The 15963-nt window shown below is 34.4% G+C and carries 17 protein-coding genes; 12 read left to right on the top strand and 5 right to left on the bottom strand.

The genetic code is table 11. The features are described 5' to 3' along the window. Position 1: 1 nt before the first annotated feature. Together BZG42_RS05655 and BZG42_RS05650 are read left to right on the top strand one after the other, a co-directional pair. Positions 2-772 carry an ABC transporter permease gene (locus BZG42_RS05655; RefSeq protein WP_120171793.1) on the top strand — a complete coding sequence of 257 codons (771 nt, stop codon included), beginning with the start codon at positions 2-4 and terminating at the stop codon, positions 770-772. Continuing rightward, positions 773-1561, top strand: a complete 789-nt coding sequence (locus tag BZG42_RS05650) for an ABC transporter permease (protein ID WP_155996355.1) — start codon at positions 773-775, stop codon at positions 1559-1561. Positions 1562-2427: 866 nt separating this feature from the next. Here the strand turns inward: BZG42_RS05650 and BZG42_RS05645 are convergent. Continuing rightward, a complete protein-coding gene (locus BZG42_RS05645) occupies positions 2428-3057 on the bottom strand; it encodes a TrkA C-terminal domain-containing protein (RefSeq protein WP_032537900.1) in 630 nt (209 codons plus the stop codon). 346 nt (positions 3058-3403) lie between these two features. Here BZG42_RS05645 and BZG42_RS05640 point away from each other — a divergent pair, with 346 nt between their 5' ends. From BZG42_RS05640 to BZG42_RS05610, 7 genes are all read left to right on the top strand, one after another. Further along, on the top strand, positions 3404-4300 hold the full coding sequence (locus tag BZG42_RS05640) for a diacylglycerol/lipid kinase family protein (RefSeq protein WP_120171791.1): 897 nt from the start codon (positions 3404-3406) through the stop codon (positions 4298-4300). Positions 4301-4503: 203 nt separating this feature from the next. Then, a complete protein-coding gene (locus tag BZG42_RS05635) occupies positions 4504-4743 on the top strand; it encodes a GlsB/YeaQ/YmgE family stress response membrane protein (protein WP_155996356.1) in 240 nt (79 codons plus the stop codon). Positions 4744-4755: 12 nt separating this feature from the next. After that, a complete protein-coding gene (amaP, locus tag BZG42_RS05630; protein ID WP_155996357.1) occupies positions 4756-5331 on the top strand; it encodes an alkaline shock response membrane anchor protein AmaP in 576 nt (191 codons plus the stop codon). A gap of 8 nt (positions 5332-5339) precedes the next feature. After that, a complete protein-coding gene (locus BZG42_RS05625) occupies positions 5340-5531 on the top strand; it encodes a DUF2273 domain-containing protein (RefSeq protein WP_120171789.1) in 192 nt (63 codons plus the stop codon). Between the two features lie 38 nt (positions 5532-5569). Further along, positions 5570-6082, top strand: coding sequence for an Asp23/Gls24 family envelope stress response protein (locus BZG42_RS05620; RefSeq protein ID WP_120171788.1), 513 nt, complete (start codon positions 5570-5572; stop codon positions 6080-6082). 39 nt (positions 6083-6121) lie between these two features. Further along, a complete protein-coding gene (locus tag BZG42_RS05615; RefSeq protein ID WP_024532563.1) occupies positions 6122-6337 on the top strand; it encodes a CsbD family protein in 216 nt (71 codons plus the stop codon). A 31-nt stretch (positions 6338-6368) separates the two neighbouring features. Further along, positions 6369-6911: an Asp23/Gls24 family envelope stress response protein gene (locus tag BZG42_RS05610; protein WP_120171787.1), complete on the top strand. Its 543-nt coding sequence runs from the start codon at positions 6369-6371 to the stop codon at positions 6909-6911. Positions 6912-7356: 445 nt separating this feature from the next. On the opposite strand, the gene BZG42_RS05605 is transcribed toward BZG42_RS05610, so the two are convergent. The 4 genes from BZG42_RS05605 to BZG42_RS05590 all read right to left on the bottom strand — a co-directional run bounded on the left by BZG42_RS05605 (position 7357) and on the right by BZG42_RS05590 (position 12247). Beyond that, on the bottom strand, positions 7357-8247 hold the full coding sequence (locus tag BZG42_RS05605; protein ID WP_120171786.1) for a tyrosine-type recombinase/integrase: 891 nt from the start codon (positions 8245-8247) through the stop codon (positions 7357-7359). Positions 8248-9417: 1170 nt separating this feature from the next. Continuing rightward, on the bottom strand, positions 9418-9738 hold the full coding sequence (locus tag BZG42_RS10275) for a methyltransferase domain-containing protein (RefSeq protein WP_159780098.1): 321 nt from the start codon (positions 9736-9738) through the stop codon (positions 9418-9420). A gap of 58 nt (positions 9739-9796) precedes the next feature. Continuing rightward, positions 9797-10006 carry a hypothetical protein gene (locus tag BZG42_RS05595; protein ID WP_159780096.1) on the bottom strand — a complete coding sequence of 70 codons (210 nt, stop codon included), beginning with the start codon at positions 10004-10006 and terminating at the stop codon, positions 9797-9799. Between the two features lie 522 nt (positions 10007-10528). Beyond that, entirely contained in the window at positions 10529-12247 is a 1719-nt protein-coding gene (locus tag BZG42_RS05590; RefSeq protein WP_155964064.1) for a phospho-sugar mutase, read from the bottom strand. Positions 12248-13127: 880 nt separating this feature from the next. On the opposite strand from BZG42_RS05590, the gene BZG42_RS05585 reads away from it, so the two are divergent. From BZG42_RS05585 to BZG42_RS05575, 3 genes are read left to right on the top strand one after another with little or no spacing between them, the layout of a single operon-like run. Beyond that, complete coding sequence (locus BZG42_RS05585; protein WP_227984892.1) at positions 13128-13823, top strand: polyphosphate polymerase domain-containing protein; 696 nt, start codon at positions 13128-13130, stop codon at positions 13821-13823. A 17-nt stretch (positions 13824-13840) separates the two neighbouring features. Then, positions 13841-14518 (top strand): DUF4956 domain-containing protein, encoded by a 678-nt coding sequence (locus tag BZG42_RS05580; protein ID WP_120171781.1) that lies wholly within the window; start codon positions 13841-13843, stop codon positions 14516-14518. A 5-nt stretch (positions 14519-14523) separates the two neighbouring features. After that, complete coding sequence (locus BZG42_RS05575; RefSeq protein ID WP_120171780.1) at positions 14524-15963, top strand: CotH kinase family protein; 1440 nt, start codon at positions 14524-14526, stop codon at positions 15961-15963.

The following is a 15963-nucleotide window of genomic DNA, read 5'->3' as shown; positions in this document are numbered from 1 at the left end:
TATGAAAGTTATTATTTCTAGTGCTCTTGTACATATGAAGCAAGCGATAGCAAGAAGTATGTTTCGCTATTGTCTATTTTTAAATCCTCTGTGTAATGCTGTTCTCTTAGGGCTAATGTATAGTAATAGATCCAATCAAGAATTTACTTTATATGCTATTTTGGGAACCTCTCTATCTTCATTTTGGACGATTATTTGTTTTTCATCAGCGGCAGATATAAACAGAGAAAAGTATTTAGGGACGTTACCTATTTTATTCACATCACCGTCAGGTTTTAAAAAGATTATTTTTGGTAAATTACTTGGTAACAGTCTTTGGGGAGTAATAGCATTTTTGTTGAATGTATTTTTTGTGACCATATTATTTAATCGTTTTTTGGTTGTTAAAAATTTTAGCTTATTAGTAATTGTGATTGTCTTGGCAGTACTGACTTTTGTCAGTATAGGGATGCTAATGTGTTCAGCATTTACTTTATCAAGAAGTGCTCGGTTGTTAATGAACTTAATAGAGTATCCGCTACTGTTAGTAACCGGAATGGTTTTTTCCTTAGATGTTATCCCTCAATATGTTAAGTGGTTTTCGTATATTTTATCTCCAACATGGGTAATGGAAGGATTTGAACTGGCTGTATACGGTGGGAATTTAAAAGAGATATTTATTGTTATATCAATTCTCTCCTTACTTACCGTATTTAATTTTATAATTGCTTACTTTGCCTTTGTCAGTGTAGAGAAAAAAAGTAGAATTGACGCAACTTTGGAGGTGTATTAAATGGAAAGTATTTTAAGATTTTTTAGAAGGATTGTCTTTTCTTACAAACAATCCTCAATAATGTCGGATTGGAAAACATACATGATGTTTGACTTGATTCCTCCCATTTCACAAACCTTGTTTTTCTCTATGGTTGCCGGATACATTTACGGAACGGATTACATTCAAAAGTGGATGATTGGAAATGCGATACTCATTGCCTCTTTTGGCGCTTTGTTTGGTGTTGGAACACAACTGATGGTAGAGAAATACAATGGGACACTGAGTTTTCTAATGGCTTCCAAAACTAAGTTAAGCTCAATCTTGTTTTCCAGTGCCACTAGCACAATGATTACGAGTATGCTATCTGTAACTATAGGAGTGACATTAGTTAGTTTTATTTTAGGAATTAGTTGGAATATAAGAATGATTTCTTCGTTTGTTGTAGTTCTTTTTCTCTCCTCTTTTGTAGCCATGAGTTTTGGATATATATTTTCATGTTTTATTTTAATTACCAGTGAGACAAATCTTGTATTGAATTTAGCAAGTCGATTGTTGTTGATTTTTACCGGTGCTAATTTTCCAATTAGTAAATTACCTCATATTTTACAATGGTTTTCTAATATTCTACCTTTGACAAGATCTATTCAGATTGCTCAAGGTTTAGTAGAAGGAAATAGCCTTTCTAAATATTATGGACTAATTTATGAAGAGTTAGCCTTAGGTTTTTCTTTCATATTCGTAACTTCTCTTCTATTGAAATTTATGGAAAGAAAGTCACGTATAAGTGGAAAACTGGAATTTATATAAGCATAGAGAGTATAATTATTTTATATAAATTAGATAGAGGCTGGGATTCATTGATAAAAATCTAGTCATTTCAGAAGATGGTGTCTCTCCTCTAAGGATAGATAGATTTGTAACAGTTGTTATCATATTAGGAGGAAGTAGCTACTTGTACAAAGAAATACTCTAAGGCACTGGAGCTTTTAAGTGAGAACATTGAATTGCTTGATGATAAGTAGGAGAGAATATTAGAAGAAAATCGCCTGCTTGATAGACACTACAGCCTGGTATTTAAGTAGAACCAAATAGAGTTTGGCACTTGATCTGTGTTGAGTGCTAGACCATATCACTATTGGTCTTGATGAAGACATCACCGTTTGATTTCTTGAAGGAACAGAAGTAGAAGTATAGAAAAATATAAATAGTTATCAAATCTAAATTTTTCTGTCGTAATGGAGTTTCTAGATGAAAATTATTGTTAACCTTTGATTTCTAAGACTAATAGTGGCAGAGTAAATAGATATGGCCTGTTTGTATCTTTTTATCGCCTTAATGGTTTTTGACAAGCTTCACCAGTAGGTCAATAGCAGTTTATCAAATGATTGGGATAGACAGTTCCTCATTTTAATTAGGGAATACAGAGTGAAGATGGGCGAATACATTGTAAACTTTCTCAGCTATGAAAAAAGAACCTCTGGATAAGCACAGTATATAATTTTTATACTGGGCATTATAAGTGGTTCTTTTCACATTTTTTGTTTATTTTTATGTATGTCATTTCATTGAACAGCAATAGGTGAAGAAGGGGGCCAAAAGTTGAAAATTTTTGTTTGGTCTCGGCTTCATCAGTAGCTGAGAAATTCTATACTGTGCTCTTAGCATAGGTGAAACTATGAAAGGTTAAAGATATTAGCCATGCGAGCATAGCTAGGTTCTTCACCAATAAAGTAGATTGTATCATTCTTCTGGAATGTCTGATAAGGACTAGGTGAGAGAAGGAGTTCGTTATTTCGCTCGATAGCCACTATTGTGGCCCCTGTCTTATGCCAAATCTGAGCATCAAGGAGCTGCATTCCTATAAATTCAGAATCCGCTGATAAACGGAGACCATAGGGATCAAGGGGATATTTTTTGTTGACTAATTTAGTCTGTTCCAGATAGATAGAAACCAAGCCGGATAATTTTTTTAGGTGCCTTTCTTGTTCTTTGATTTGTTCTAGAATATTATTTTTTTGAGTTTCGATATCATTAGTACTTTCAAAATCATCAAGAAACTCAATTGCGCGCTCCTTTGATAATATAGTTGCCCCACTACCTTGTTTAAGGGTTACAATGTGGAGGTCGGCTAAGATATTCATAGCTTTCCTGATGGTCTCATGAGAAACGCCGAAAGTGGCTGAGAGTGTTGAGCGAGATTTTATACTTGAACCTACGGGGTAATCACCGATAGCGATTTTTTTAGCCACTTCAACAGCGATTTTCTGAAATTTTGATGTTTTAATCAATTTTCTGTTAGGCATTATAACCTCCGTTTTCTTATTTTCTGATTTTACGATTATTATATCATGGATTGATTAGAAAAGTAAAATAAGCTACAATATTTTTATTTGTTGTTGTCACTTTTTGTGATTTATAGTTATTTTTCTTATTGATATAGTGATATTTTTAAAAATAGACAATATAAAAAATAAACAACAGTGTCTTTTTAAGTTCATAGTAATTACCTTGCTTCATTCCAATGAGAAGCCTCCCTTGTCCTCATCTATTCTCCCTTTTCATATCTTACTAATAACGCTAAGCGAAATACTAGATTCCTAACTTCTTCTGAATTTTGTTATAATAAATGATAGGAAAGGGAGGAAGCAGATGAAAGTATTGGTTCTTTACAATTCTAAGTCAGGCTCTGGTGATAAAACAAGCTTAATCAAAACATTGACAACCTATCTGGCAGGTGAGGGGGTAGAAGAAAAAAATATCTGCTTGCATGAACCTAAAAGTATTGAAGAAGCGGTAGCTCTGGCCAAACAAGCTTCTGAAGAACGGGTTGATTTGGTGGTTACCATGGGTGGTGATGGTACCATAAATAAAATAGCAGGTGGTATCTATGAAGGTGGTGGCCATTCTGTTCTGGGAATATTACCCTCAGGGACTGTTAATAATTTTGCTAAATCCTTGGGAATTCCTATTGGAGAAGCAGCTATTCCAAACCTTTTGAAGGGGCAGGTTAAAGCTGTAAAACTATGCCAGGTCAACCAGCAATACGCCATTTCGAGTTTGACTCTGGGCATTATGGCAGATATTGCAGCTAAGGTAACATCGGCACAAAAAAGAAAATGGGGACCGTTAGCCTATCTTAAGGATACGATACGGGTTCTTTTTAGAAATAGGAATTATTATCTGGAGCTAAGATATGGGCAAGAGCTCGTCAGGTATAAAACTAAGATTTTGCTCATTACTTTGACCAAGTCAATCGGTGGCATAACCCAATTTGATACCGTTTCTGAATTTGACGATGGTTTGATGAGTGTTTATCTCTTCTCAGATGTTTCTTTGTGGCGATGGTTGCTTCGTCTGCCTCGTATTTTCAGAGGGGAAGTCGCTCAACTACAAGAGCTTCAACATTTTCGTACTTCAGAACTATCGATTAAACAATACAAGCGACGCTACAGAAGTGCTCGAACAAGAATTGATGGAGATAAAAGTGATTATTTACCTGTTAAATTGACTGTACTGCCTGAGGGGATCAGGGTGATGGTTCCCTAAAGAGCTGAGATTAGGATTTGTGTCCTAGTCTTTTTTTTTTTTTTGAGATATTTATTTTATCTAAACTTGACAACTTATTTTTTAAAAAATGTTGCAACTATGAGCAAAAGTGTTGACAACTATCTTCAAAATCTGTAAAATGACAATATATATTAAAAAAATAGTTGTCAATTTTAGCAACTATACAGAAAGGAACATAGAATATGTTGTGGTCAATTATTGTAGGTGCATTTATCGGAGTTGTTGCTGGAGCTGTAACAAAAAGAGGTGGCTCTATGGGATGGATAGCTAATATTCTGGCTGGGCTCATTGGTGCCTCGGTTGGCCAATCACTCTTTGGTGTTTGGGGACCAACTTTAGCAGGCATGGCTTTAATTCCTTCAATTCTTGGAGCTGTTATTGTAGTCGCAGTCGTTTCCTTCTTTCTAGGAAAATCTCGCTAGAGGGAGAAATTTATGAATAGGGTCAAAAAAATAAGTTTCGTTAGTTTCGGATTTCTTCTAAGTCTTCTAGTTGGAATATTGGCTCTAATGACTGTGGATAAGGTAAGGTTTCCGGATCAAGTATCTAATCTAATAACTTCCTTATATCTCAAGTCAGCTTTACAAAGTACCTTAGCTCCCTATATCTTTTGGACGGCAACGGCGGTGCTAATCTTTCTCCTAATGTTCATTCTGGTAGTGATATTTTATCCAAGACTTTATACAGAGGTTGAATTGGAGGATACAGAATCTGGACGATTAGAAATCAAAAAAGATGCTATTGAATCTTATATTCGTACTTTGATTCAGGAAGAAGGAATCATGCCTTCACCCGCTGTCAAAGTGAAGATGTTTCGTAATCGCTTCAAGGTTTACGCGAGTGGACGGATTGTTCCAAAGGTTGATGTTCCCGCAAAACTAGCAGCCCTAGAGAAAGAAATTCGGGCAGGATTGGAGCAATTCTTTGGTATTGCCAAGAAATTAGACTACCATGTAGCTGTCACTCATATCGAGCCTAAGCAGAAAGGAACGTCTAGTCGTGTAGAATAGGAGGCATTATGAACTGGAAAAAATGGTTTAGTCATTATCAATACTCAATAACAGGTGCATTAGTCGGTTTACTCGTGGCAGTACTATTGATACAAATTGGATTTTTAAAAACGTTACTAATTGTAGCTTTTATGCTAAGCGGTATCTTCATTGCTAATTACTTACAAAAAACACAGCTTTTGAAACAGTTGTTCAAATAAGTAGTGCAAACATAAACTAATAAAGAGAGGTATAATGTATGACTCAAGCAGTAGAACTAACAAAAGCAAAAACTATCCGTGGTGATTTAACTTATGATGATAAAGTTATTGAAAAAATCATCGGACTAGCTCTCGAATCCGTAGATGGTCTTTTGGGAGTGGATGGTGGTTTCTTATCCAATATTAAAGAAAAATTGGTTAATACAGACTCAACCAGAGATGGTGTGAATGTTGAAGTTGGGAAAAAACAAGTTGCAGTGGATTTGAATATTGTGGCTGAGTACAAAAAACATGTTCCAACAATTTTCGAAGATATTAAAAAGGTCATCGAAACAGAAGTTAAGGGAATGACAAACTTAGATGTCGTAGAAGTTAATGTTAACGTCGTAGATATTAAGACCCGCCAGCAGTATGAAGAAGAAAAGATTAGTTTGCAGGAACGAATCACTGAAGTTGCTCAAACAACTGGTGAGTTTGCCTCAGCCCATTATAACAAAGCTGCTAAGGGAATCCAAAACCTAACAGAATCAGATGAACCACGTGTAATTTAGTAGTAATAAGCTAGGTTAAAAGTAGAAAGAGGAAATTATATGACTGAAAAAATCGATGCAAAATTGGATCAAGCAAAGGGCACTATCAAAGAGACTGTCGGAAAACTGACTGATGATAAAAAGATTGAGGCAGAAGGTGTTGTTGATAAGGTGGCCGGTAAGATCAAGGAAGTAGCAGCGGATGTCAAGGGTACTGTCGAAGGCATCATTGATGGTGTCAAAAAACACACGGACAATGATGAAGCAGGAAAGTAATACATTAAAGAAATAGGCGGAGGAACTCATTATGTCAAATCAAACAACTAACAACTTGACGCAACAACATGAAGCAGCAGGTCTTAAAGGAGACATCACGTACAGTGACAGGGTTATTGAAAAAATCATTGGTAAATCATTGGAGACAGTACCAGGTCTACTTTCGGTAAGTGGTGGATTCCTGACGGATTTTAAAAACAAAATTATTAACAGTGATGATGTTACTGAAGGGGTTAATGTTGAAGTTGGAACAAAGCAAGTTGCAACTGATTTGCGAATTGTTGTAGAATACGGTCGTGATATTCCGGAAATTGTTGATACAATCAAGTTAATTATCAGTGAAGAAGTCGCTCGTATGACCCATCTAGAAGTCATTGAAGTTAATGTCCATGTTGTAGATATTAAGACACGTGGTGAATTTGAAAAAGAATCCATAACAATTCAGGATCGTGTAACAGAGGCAGGGAAGGCAACGACTGATTTTGTCTCTGAACAAGCGGCCAAGGCTGGAGAGGTTTTAGGGCAGACAGCAGAACAAGTTAGGGGTGCTGTAGAGGAAAGTCGAGTTCAGTAGATTGAAAGAGCACAGAGATGAAAGTCTCTGGTGGAAAATAAGAAAGGTTATCTGCTAAGTTTCAATTAAATTAGATAGTTAAAAGGTATGTTTTTCCATATTCCATGGGATTCATGCCTTTTTTAATATTTTATACTTATAATAACGGATGTCATGAATTAGTTAGTTGCTAGTCAACAGAGAGTAACTTACTCTTGAGATGGAGTGAGCAATCATCGTAGTTATTTCCTTTGTTTACGCGACATTTATGTTTAGCATCATAGTTCTTTAGAGGAATCAGTTCATCGAATAGGAGATTTCAAGTTTAACGCGCGCCTATGCTGTAGAACATTTTAAATTCCATATAATTTTCTAATGGAGTTTGGTTAGTCCGTAAGTTTTTTCTATGCTTAAAAAGGCTCTACAATAGAGTTTGCTCAAAGTTTTTCACGCCAGCTTAAGCATGTTATTTGGGAAGAATAGAGGTGATTGGATTGTATAAACTTAAGATTTCTTTTTGCTTCGATTGTGATACGTGGGTGTAAATTTGGGTTATAGAAATAGAACTGTGTCCAAGTATTTGTTGGATGTAACGAATATCTACATCGTTATCTAATAACATCGTAGCAAAGCTATGTCGAAACATATGAGGTGTAATAGGAATATTCAGATGAATATGCTCTCGAATATTTTTTAAGATTAAGCGGATACTTTGATCGGATAGTGGCCTGTGTGGAGTATTACCAGGAAATAAAAACTTATCCGACTCATTACAATATGCTGTTATGTATGATTTTAATAGGATAAAAGTGGTATTGTCCCCTAAAAATATTATTCGTTCTTTTTTTCCTTTACCCATAATATGTAGAGTACGATTTGAGAGATTGATACTTGAAATTTGAATATGACAAAGTTCTGAAATCCTTATGCCAGTTGATAGTAGGAGAGAGATAATAAGTAAGTTTCGCTCGGCTTTTTGTCTCTGATAAGGTGTTTTGGTAGTTAGACACCTCTTGCTTAGATATAGATAAATCTTTTTTAATTCCCTACAAGGAATAGTTTTGGGCAAGGATTTTTCCGGTCGAAATTGAAAGCGTAACTTACTAAAGGGATTCTCTTTGATTATATTTTGGGACTTTAGATAGTTATAGAAAACTTTTAGACACGCGATTTTTCGTCGTAAGGTACTCGTTTTAATATCTGATTTTGTTAAGTATTCGACATAATTTTCTATATTTTCCTGTTTGGAATTGTAAAATTGATTGAGGTCATTTTTATATGCTCGGATAGTATGTTGGCTTAAACGTCTATGGTTTTTACAGTAGTCCAAGTAAGTAGAAATAATAGTGTAATTCATGAATGTCTCCTTTATCAATAATTACGCTATTATAAACTGATTTAGTCATTTTGTATAGTGATAATAAAATGTTATCGGTAGGAGAAGTGAAAATGAACAACCAGTATCTTGAAAATAATTACAAAATTAAGTTAATTAAGACATCATCCGATACTGACTATATTGATTCTGTTAAAATGATTATTATTCAAATGCTTTCTGCAATACATAGTTATGTCATACAATCCATATGATATAGCTGAAAAATTAAGAGTTACTACTTCAAATATAGAACAAACATAATACGAGCTACATATTGTGCTAGATAATAAAATTGTAGAATTTGAGAGCTACTTTTTCTCTTCTTCTTAAACGATACAAATATTGAGCCTAGCAATGTGTACATACTTAAAATCCACTAAAACAGTTGTAATTAGAGTATATAGCTGTCGAAGATGCATACAGAAAAAATAATACTTACTTAGCTATTTAAATGATACTAAGAATCAGTTTATATAATAAGTTCTATCATTTAGAATAACAATAATACGATTTAGCAAAGTTATGACTAGATAAGATGTTAATTTTTCAATGAACTGTTCTATAATATAAATTTATGAAATTTACTATAGAATTCACTATACATATCTTTAGATTAATAATGAGTTTAGCAGCTTCGAAGCTAAATTAATGATTAATTCTAATACTAACATAAAGACGATTCCAAAGAGACTTATATTAGAATTATCCAATCTTTATATTTTGAATACTATATAAATTGGTATGTACATTTTTTAGTGAAAGTGAGAGACTTCGATATAATAATCAGATCAAAATACTTTTTTCAGTATTCAAAATAAACTTGAAGAGTTACCTGAACACTGCAGTTTATTGAAGTTAATAAGATAAAATCAAAATGCATACGTTAAAGTACTGCATAAAAAGAAACTAAACTATAATTTAACATCTATATTTATATTAATATTGATTAATCATTAATTTATTCGAAGCTGACTAAACTCAATAATTAATCTAGCATAATGTTAGATACTCCATTTTTACTAAAAAAAATACTGCTAGTGAATTTAGTAATTCAAAATTATATTGCTAGAACAGTTGCATTCTGGAAAAAATCTAACAATCTTATCTAGTCCAGTGAACTTTGCTGCAAGATCGTAGTTATTCGTTATTCTAAGGATGATAGAACTTATTATATGAACTGATACTTGGTATCAATTTGAAACCCTGAGATTTTAATATATTTTCAATATACTTTACCGAAAATATCCAATTACTATGCCTAGTCTTTAAGTAATCCGTTTCTATAATTGAAACGGATTTTTTGTATTTGTTACTTCCGAAATACTCAAAACTATCACTAGGTTCAAACTCTAAATACAAAGTTCCTTTAACTTTTAACACACGTTCAAATTCACTGATTACTTTGTTAGCATCACAATAATTTATTACAGAACCTACACAAACAATATGATCAAAGTAATTATCTCTCATAGGAATATTCTCAATATTTCGATAATTTTGTCAGAAATTCTACTTAAGGTTTTCTCAGCTATATCCATATGGATTGTATGACCCGATAAACCATATGTATTGCCCCAGAACCAGCATTTAGAATAATATCATCATTATTAAAAGAGCAATTATTCTTTAAAAATAATTCAATCGATTTATTTGTATATCGATACCAGTTATCATACCAAATGGCTTCGTGTTCATTATAAAACTTTTCTATTTCAACTAAATCTAGCTTTTCATTCACTACACTTCTCCTACCGATAACATTTTATTATCACTAGTATATCACAAATAATTGATTCCGCTATTTTCTATGTTAAAAAATAAATAAATTTTTTAGTTATGATATATCTGTATTGATTAAAAGATAGTGGGCAAAACAAAGGTATATTCTCTAGTTTAGTCAAACGCTAGACGATGGAAAGTTTTGCTGGTTGTGAGTGAGTATATTACTGATTTATAGTCCGTGAAGCAATTGGCTGGTATGGCAGAAGTAAATGAGTAGTAAAGTTGTTAATTCATCATAAAAAATGGCATTGATTTTATAGAGTTTGATATGATTATCAAACTTGTAAAACTAAGTGGCAGGGCAGCAGTCTAAGATATTAAGGGGAAATGATTTAGAAAAAGAGGCTGCCAAAATTAATAAAATAACGAAAAGACTTGAAATTTGGTTTAAACAAACCTTGATTTCAAGTCTTTTATAGTACAGTTGGTTATCTATTTTGGACTAAGAACGGATCTTTTCTCGGACTCTTTCCCAATTTTACCCAACAAATTCGTTGATTTCTTTTTCAATGTTGGCAATCTTTTCTTCTGCTTGAGCTAAGGTTTCACCAACAGTTGCGATGTAGAATTTGATTTTTGGCTCTGTTCCGGAAGGACGAACCGCAAACCAAGAATCATCAGCAAGTGTATATTTTAAAACGTCAGATGGAGGAGTTGTCAGAGCTGTTACATTACCAGTCTTGTCCGTTTTGGTTTGGAGGGCAAAGTCTTCAAAGACTGTAACATCCGTTGAGTTAAATTGTTCTGGAGAGTTTTCACGGAATTTCGCCATGATTGCCTTGATTTGTTCAGCACCATCTTTACCAGAAAGGGTAACAGAGATGGTTTTTTCAGCAAAGTAGCCGTATTCTTTGAAGATTTCCTCAATACCATCTGCTAAGGTCATGCCACGTGAGCGGTAGTAGGCAGCGATTTCCGCAACCATCAGTACAGCTTGAATAGCATCCTTGTCGCGAACGAATGGTTTAACTAAGTAGCCGAAGCTTTCTTCAAAACCAAACATGTAAGTATGATTGTGTTTTTCTTCAAATTCTTGAATTTTTTCAGCAATAAATTTGAAACCAGTCAAAACGTTAAACATAGTTGCACCATAGCTTTCAGCAATTTTGGTAACTAGTTCAGTTGATACGATTGACTTGGCGAGAGCAGCGTTAGCAGGGAGAGTACCAGCTTGTTTGTGAGCTTCCAAAATATATTTTGCAATGATTGCACCGATCTGGTTGCCGGAAAGATTCCAGTAAGAACCATCAGCTTGGCGAACTTCTACACCAACACGATCAGCGTCAGGGTCAGTGGCTAATAGAACATCGGCATCAACCTGACGTCCCAATTCCTCAGCAAGGGCAAAGGCGGCCTGACTTTCTGGATTTGGAGAGGCAACTGTTGAGAAGTCTGGGTCTGGTGTTGCCTGTGCTTCGACAACTTGTACGGACTCAAAACCAGCTTGAGCAAGTGCACGACGAGCCAGCATCTCTCCTGTACCATGAAGGGGGGTATAGACAATCTTCATGTCTCTACCATATTCGGCAATCAGGTCAGAGTTGATGGTGAGGTCTTTGAGTTCCTCAAGGTATTTTAGGTCTGTTTCTTCACCGAGAATGGTGATAAGTCCATTTTCCTTGCTTGCTTCCAGATCGGCTAATTCTACAGCGAAGGGGTTATCAATAGCACGGATGTAATTGGTTAAGGCATCAGCATCTGCTGGAGGCATTTGTCCACCGTCTTCGCCATAGACTTTGTAACCATTGAACTCTTTAGGGTTGTGACTAGCAGTTATCATAATACCTGCAATGGCATTGTAATGGCGAACTGCAAAAGATAATTCAGGTGTTGGACGGAGGCTCTCAAACACGTATGATTTGATACCATGTGCAGCCAAGACTTGAGCGGATTCAAAGGCAAATTCTGGTGAGAAGTGACGAGAGTCGTAAGCGATAGCAATACCGCGTTGTTTTGCTTCTTCACCTTTAGATTCTACCAATTTAGCCAAGCCTTCGGTAGCTTGACGGACAACAAAGATATTGATACGGTTAGTACCAGCACCAATATAGCCGCGCATACCTGCTGTACCGAACTCAAGGTTTGTATAGAAGGCATCTTCCTTTGTCTTTTCATCCATTGCGACCAATTCTTTGCGCAAGTAGTCCGGAAGTTCTGCAAAATCGAGCCATTTTTGGTAGTTGTTTATATAGGTCATATATTTCTCCTTCTGAAAAATCTTGTTAATCGCTTTCATTATATCATTTTCAATGAAAAAAAGCACGTTTATATGTGATTTTTTCTTTATTTTTTAAGGTTTTAAATCTTCAAAATTTCCTTATCGCCATTGTCTGTCTGCAGCAAAAGTGATCTTTACATCTAAATTTATAAGTTCAATCTTGCGATTCATTTGAATAAATTTTTTATATTTGAGCAAAGAGAAGTTTTCTGATAATAATTGCAAAAAAGAAAAATTCAGTTTTTCAGGTTATTCTATTCAAGATTAAGATAATGAAGATAGAGAAATGCATAGATGTCATATCATTGAAATCAATTTTTACAATAATATTTTTCATCGATGTTTTGGATTGTGTGAATTTAAAGGGTTCGATACAAAAATAGGTATGATTTCTCATGTTTAAGAGCATATGTTATCATACTGTTTAAGTAACTTATTGCACTATTTTTTAATTAAAATCTAATTAAAAAACAAATAAAAAACAAATAAAAAACAGAAGAAGTAGTTGATTTTTCGGGGGGGGGGGGGGATAATATCTATTGGAGACATTTATTATGAGAATAATAAAGGAGGAATATGTGATGGCAATTGAAAAATGTCTCAACAACATTTGTAGGATGTAGATGAATGTTATCGATAGGAATTTGTTGTTGTTTGCAGCAATAAAAAAACACACTAGAAGATAATGAAAATGAACCTAGAAATCTTTTTTAATATTTAAATCTGAGAAAAAAGATTTCTCAGCCAACCAGAAGCAAGCCTTAGCCGTTTCTAGTGAGTTAGATAAAAAGCTAAGCACTAGAAAGTAAATTTTGTTTTCTCTTTGTGCATGTGTATTATTAGAAAGGAGTATGCAGTGATTAATGAAGTCTTGCGGAAAGAAAAAAAATACCTGATTCCGTTAGAAGCTTATTATTATTTGTCATTAAAACTAGAAAGAATAATGCAGACAGATAGCCATGGAAAAGGAGATGGTTACCGTGTACGTTCTCTTTATTTTGATTCGCTTGAGGATGTGGATTGGCAAGAAAAAGAGGACGGTCTTGAAGTTCGGCGCAAAATTCGTCTGAGAAACTACGGTGGTAATTCACCGTATGCAAAATTAGAAATGAAGCAGAAACAAGGAGATAGTCAAAGAAAGCGCTCTCTTTTGTTGCCGAAAGATGAAGCTCAGGCTCTAATTTTAGGGGATACTTCTGTACTGTTATGCCATTCTGAACAACTGGCTCTTGAGTCTTATTATCGTATGAATCAGTATTGTTACCGACCTAAAACTATTATTGAGTACAGACGTAAAGCATTTTTTGCACCTGAAAATGACATCCGTGTCACTTTTGATTGGCAAGTAAAAGGAACCGAAGCGTCCCATGATATTTTCGATGATGATTTATTGCAATATACGCTATTAGACCCTCACTTGGTAATTCTAGAAGTAAAGTTTAATGGCTTTTTGTTGTCTTATATAAAAGATCTTCTAGCTGAGGTGGATCGTAGTGAACTAAGTGCTAGCAAGTATTGTATGGGAAGAATGATTAGTAAACATTATCAATTTTAAATAGGAAAAGGTTAAAAATGAAAGACTTGTTACGAAAGATTTTAGAACATAACGGAACTTTGACGATACAAGATATGTTTATGCATATTTTAGTAGCAGCGCTTTTAGGTGGGGTTATTTATATTTCCTATGCTTATACTCATGTAGGTACCACTTACAGTAAGAAATTTAACATTTCTCTTATGACTCTTACTGTACTAACTGCCACTGTTATGACCGTTATTGGAAATAATGTTGCCTTGTCTCTAGGTATGGTCGGTGCCCTTTCTGTTGTTCGCTTTAGAACAGCCGTGAAAGATTCTCGTGATACTACTTATATTTTTTGGACTATTGTAGTGGGTATTTGTTGTGGAGTTGGTGATTACATTGTTGCAATGATTGGTAGTAGTGTGATTTTCTTATTATTACTATTCTGGGGAAGGGTAAAAAATGAGAATCGTATGTTATTGATTGTACGAGCTACTCGGGATTTGGAGGTTTCTTTGGAAGGACTTTTTTTCCGATATTTTAGTGGACAAATAGTTCAGCGTGTAAAAAACACTAAATCTGATATGGTAGAGTTAATATTTGAGGTAAATCGAAGAGTATATGATAAATCTTGTACAAAGGAGGAAGGATTGGTTGATCAAGTTTATCGACTTGGTGAAGTTGAATATTTTAATATCGTGACACAAAGTGATGATATAAATGGGTGAGAAACATGAAGTTAAAGTTAATGTATTTGCTGACCTTAAGTTGCTTGATAATAGGAATTTTCTATTTATACGTGGCTCAATTTCGTCCATCTAAGGAACGATTTCATCATCATACAATAGCTGTTTCTCATAAACCTATCAACTCTACCGAATATCTAACAAGCCATTTACCAATTGTTGAAATTGATACGGAAAATAAGCAAGAAATCCCTCAAGACAGAGGTCTCAATGAAGGTTCCACTCGGCAACAATCTGTTCGTAGTACAATCCGTCTACATGATGATCTTTATCAAAAAAATACTCTGGCAACAAAAGCTCGTATAGAATCTTTGGCAGATGTTGCCTATCGTGGAAATTCTTCACGACATTTTGATAAAAAATCAATCAAGTTGCGTTTTGTTAATAAAAATGGTGAAGATGTAGCTCATACAGTGGCTGGTATGCCAAAAGAATCAGAGTGGGTATTGCACGGTCCATTTCTAGACAGAACTTTGGTGCGGAATTATCTTTCTTACAATATATCAGGAGAGCTAATGGAGTATGCGCCAAATGTTCGCTATTGTGAATTGATTGTAAATGGAGAGTACCAAGGTCTTTATTTGATTGTTGAAAGCATAGAACAAGGTCCTTATCGCATAGCTATTGAAAAAAGTAATAAACGTGCGGTTCTAACATCCTATATTGCTGTCTGGGATCGGCCACATAAGGCAAAAAATCCTGTTGATAACTTTGTTGGCTATACTCACCAGGCTGGTATTTCAGCATTAGATATTCGCTATCCAAATATTAGAAATATCACAAAAGAACAAAAGGATTTTATTCAACGAGATATTAGTAAAATTGAACGAATCCTGTATTCGTATGATTTAAAGAAATACTCTCAATACATTGATAGAAATGCATTTGCGACCTATTTTATTATTAATGAGTTCTTTCGTAATACGGATGCAGGGATTTTTTCAACCTATCTTTATAAGGATTTGCGCGATAAAATGAAGATAGCTGTCTGGGATTTTAATAATGCTTTTGATAACCATATTGATGTCAGTTATGACCAAGCTGGCTTTTCCATGCTAGATGTTCCATGGTTTAACATGATGTTGAAGGATAAAGAATTTGTAGATCTAGTGGTTCAGAAATATCATCATTTGCGAAAAAATCAATTAAGTACACAAAGACTTCAAAATTATATTGATCAGACTGTCGATTTTTTAGGTTCAGCTATCCAACGCAATAATGAAAAGTGGGGGTATGTATTTCAAGTACAAAAAGTAGACTCTAGGAATTATTTACAGCCTCCTGAAAGAAATCAAACTAGCTACGGAGAGTCTGTTCATGTTTTAAAGAAGTTCATTGAAGATAGAGGAAAATGGTTAGACAAGCACATTGATACTCTTTATCAATATTGTGCACCATCAAAAAACACAAATACATTAGTAGATTAG

The organism is Streptococcus sp. DAT741 (assembly GCF_009866825.1).
GTDB lineage: Bacteria > Bacillota > Bacilli > Lactobacillales > Streptococcaceae > Streptococcus > Streptococcus ruminantium.
Note: the sequence above shows the minus strand (reverse complement) of the source record. Positions and strands in the feature narration are given on the sequence as shown.

What these genes read in the sequence shown, in the direction of transcription:
- BZG42_RS05580 (WP_120171781.1), top strand. Translation starts at nt 13,841, where the DNA reads ATGAAAGACTTGTTACGAAAGATTTTAGAACATAACGGAACTTTGACG.
- BZG42_RS05615 (WP_024532563.1), top strand. Translation starts at nt 6,122, where the DNA reads ATGACTGAAAAAATCGATGCAAAATTGGATCAAGCAAAGGGCACTATC.
- BZG42_RS05655 (WP_120171793.1), top strand. Translation starts at nt 2, where the DNA reads ATGAAAGTTATTATTTCTAGTGCTCTTGTACATATGAAGCAAGCGATA.
- BZG42_RS05645 (WP_032537900.1), bottom strand. Translation starts at nt 3,057, where the DNA reads ATGCCTAACAGAAAATTGATTAAAACATCAAAATTTCAGAAAATCGCT.
- BZG42_RS05575 (WP_120171780.1), top strand. Translation starts at nt 14,524, where the DNA reads ATGAAGTTAAAGTTAATGTATTTGCTGACCTTAAGTTGCTTGATAATA.
- BZG42_RS05640 (WP_120171791.1), top strand. Translation starts at nt 3,404, where the DNA reads ATGAAAGTATTGGTTCTTTACAATTCTAAGTCAGGCTCTGGTGATAAA.
- BZG42_RS05610 (WP_120171787.1), top strand. Translation starts at nt 6,369, where the DNA reads ATGTCAAATCAAACAACTAACAACTTGACGCAACAACATGAAGCAGCA.
- BZG42_RS05605 (WP_120171786.1), bottom strand. Translation starts at nt 8,247, where the DNA reads ATGAATTACACTATTATTTCTACTTACTTGGACTACTGTAAAAACCAT.
- BZG42_RS05590 (WP_155964064.1), bottom strand. Translation starts at nt 12,247, where the DNA reads ATGACCTATATAAACAACTACCAAAAATGGCTCGATTTTGCAGAACTT.
- BZG42_RS05635 (WP_155996356.1), top strand. Translation starts at nt 4,504, where the DNA reads ATGTTGTGGTCAATTATTGTAGGTGCATTTATCGGAGTTGTTGCTGGA.
- BZG42_RS05625 (WP_120171789.1), top strand. Translation starts at nt 5,340, where the DNA reads ATGAACTGGAAAAAATGGTTTAGTCATTATCAATACTCAATAACAGGT.
- BZG42_RS10275 (WP_159780098.1), bottom strand. Translation starts at nt 9,738, where the DNA reads ATGAGAGATAATTACTTTGATCATATTGTTTGTGTAGGTTCTGTAATA.
- amaP (WP_155996357.1), top strand. Translation starts at nt 4,756, where the DNA reads ATGAATAGGGTCAAAAAAATAAGTTTCGTTAGTTTCGGATTTCTTCTA.
- BZG42_RS05620 (WP_120171788.1), top strand. Translation starts at nt 5,570, where the DNA reads ATGACTCAAGCAGTAGAACTAACAAAAGCAAAAACTATCCGTGGTGAT.
- BZG42_RS05650 (WP_155996355.1), top strand. Translation starts at nt 773, where the DNA reads ATGGAAAGTATTTTAAGATTTTTTAGAAGGATTGTCTTTTCTTACAAA.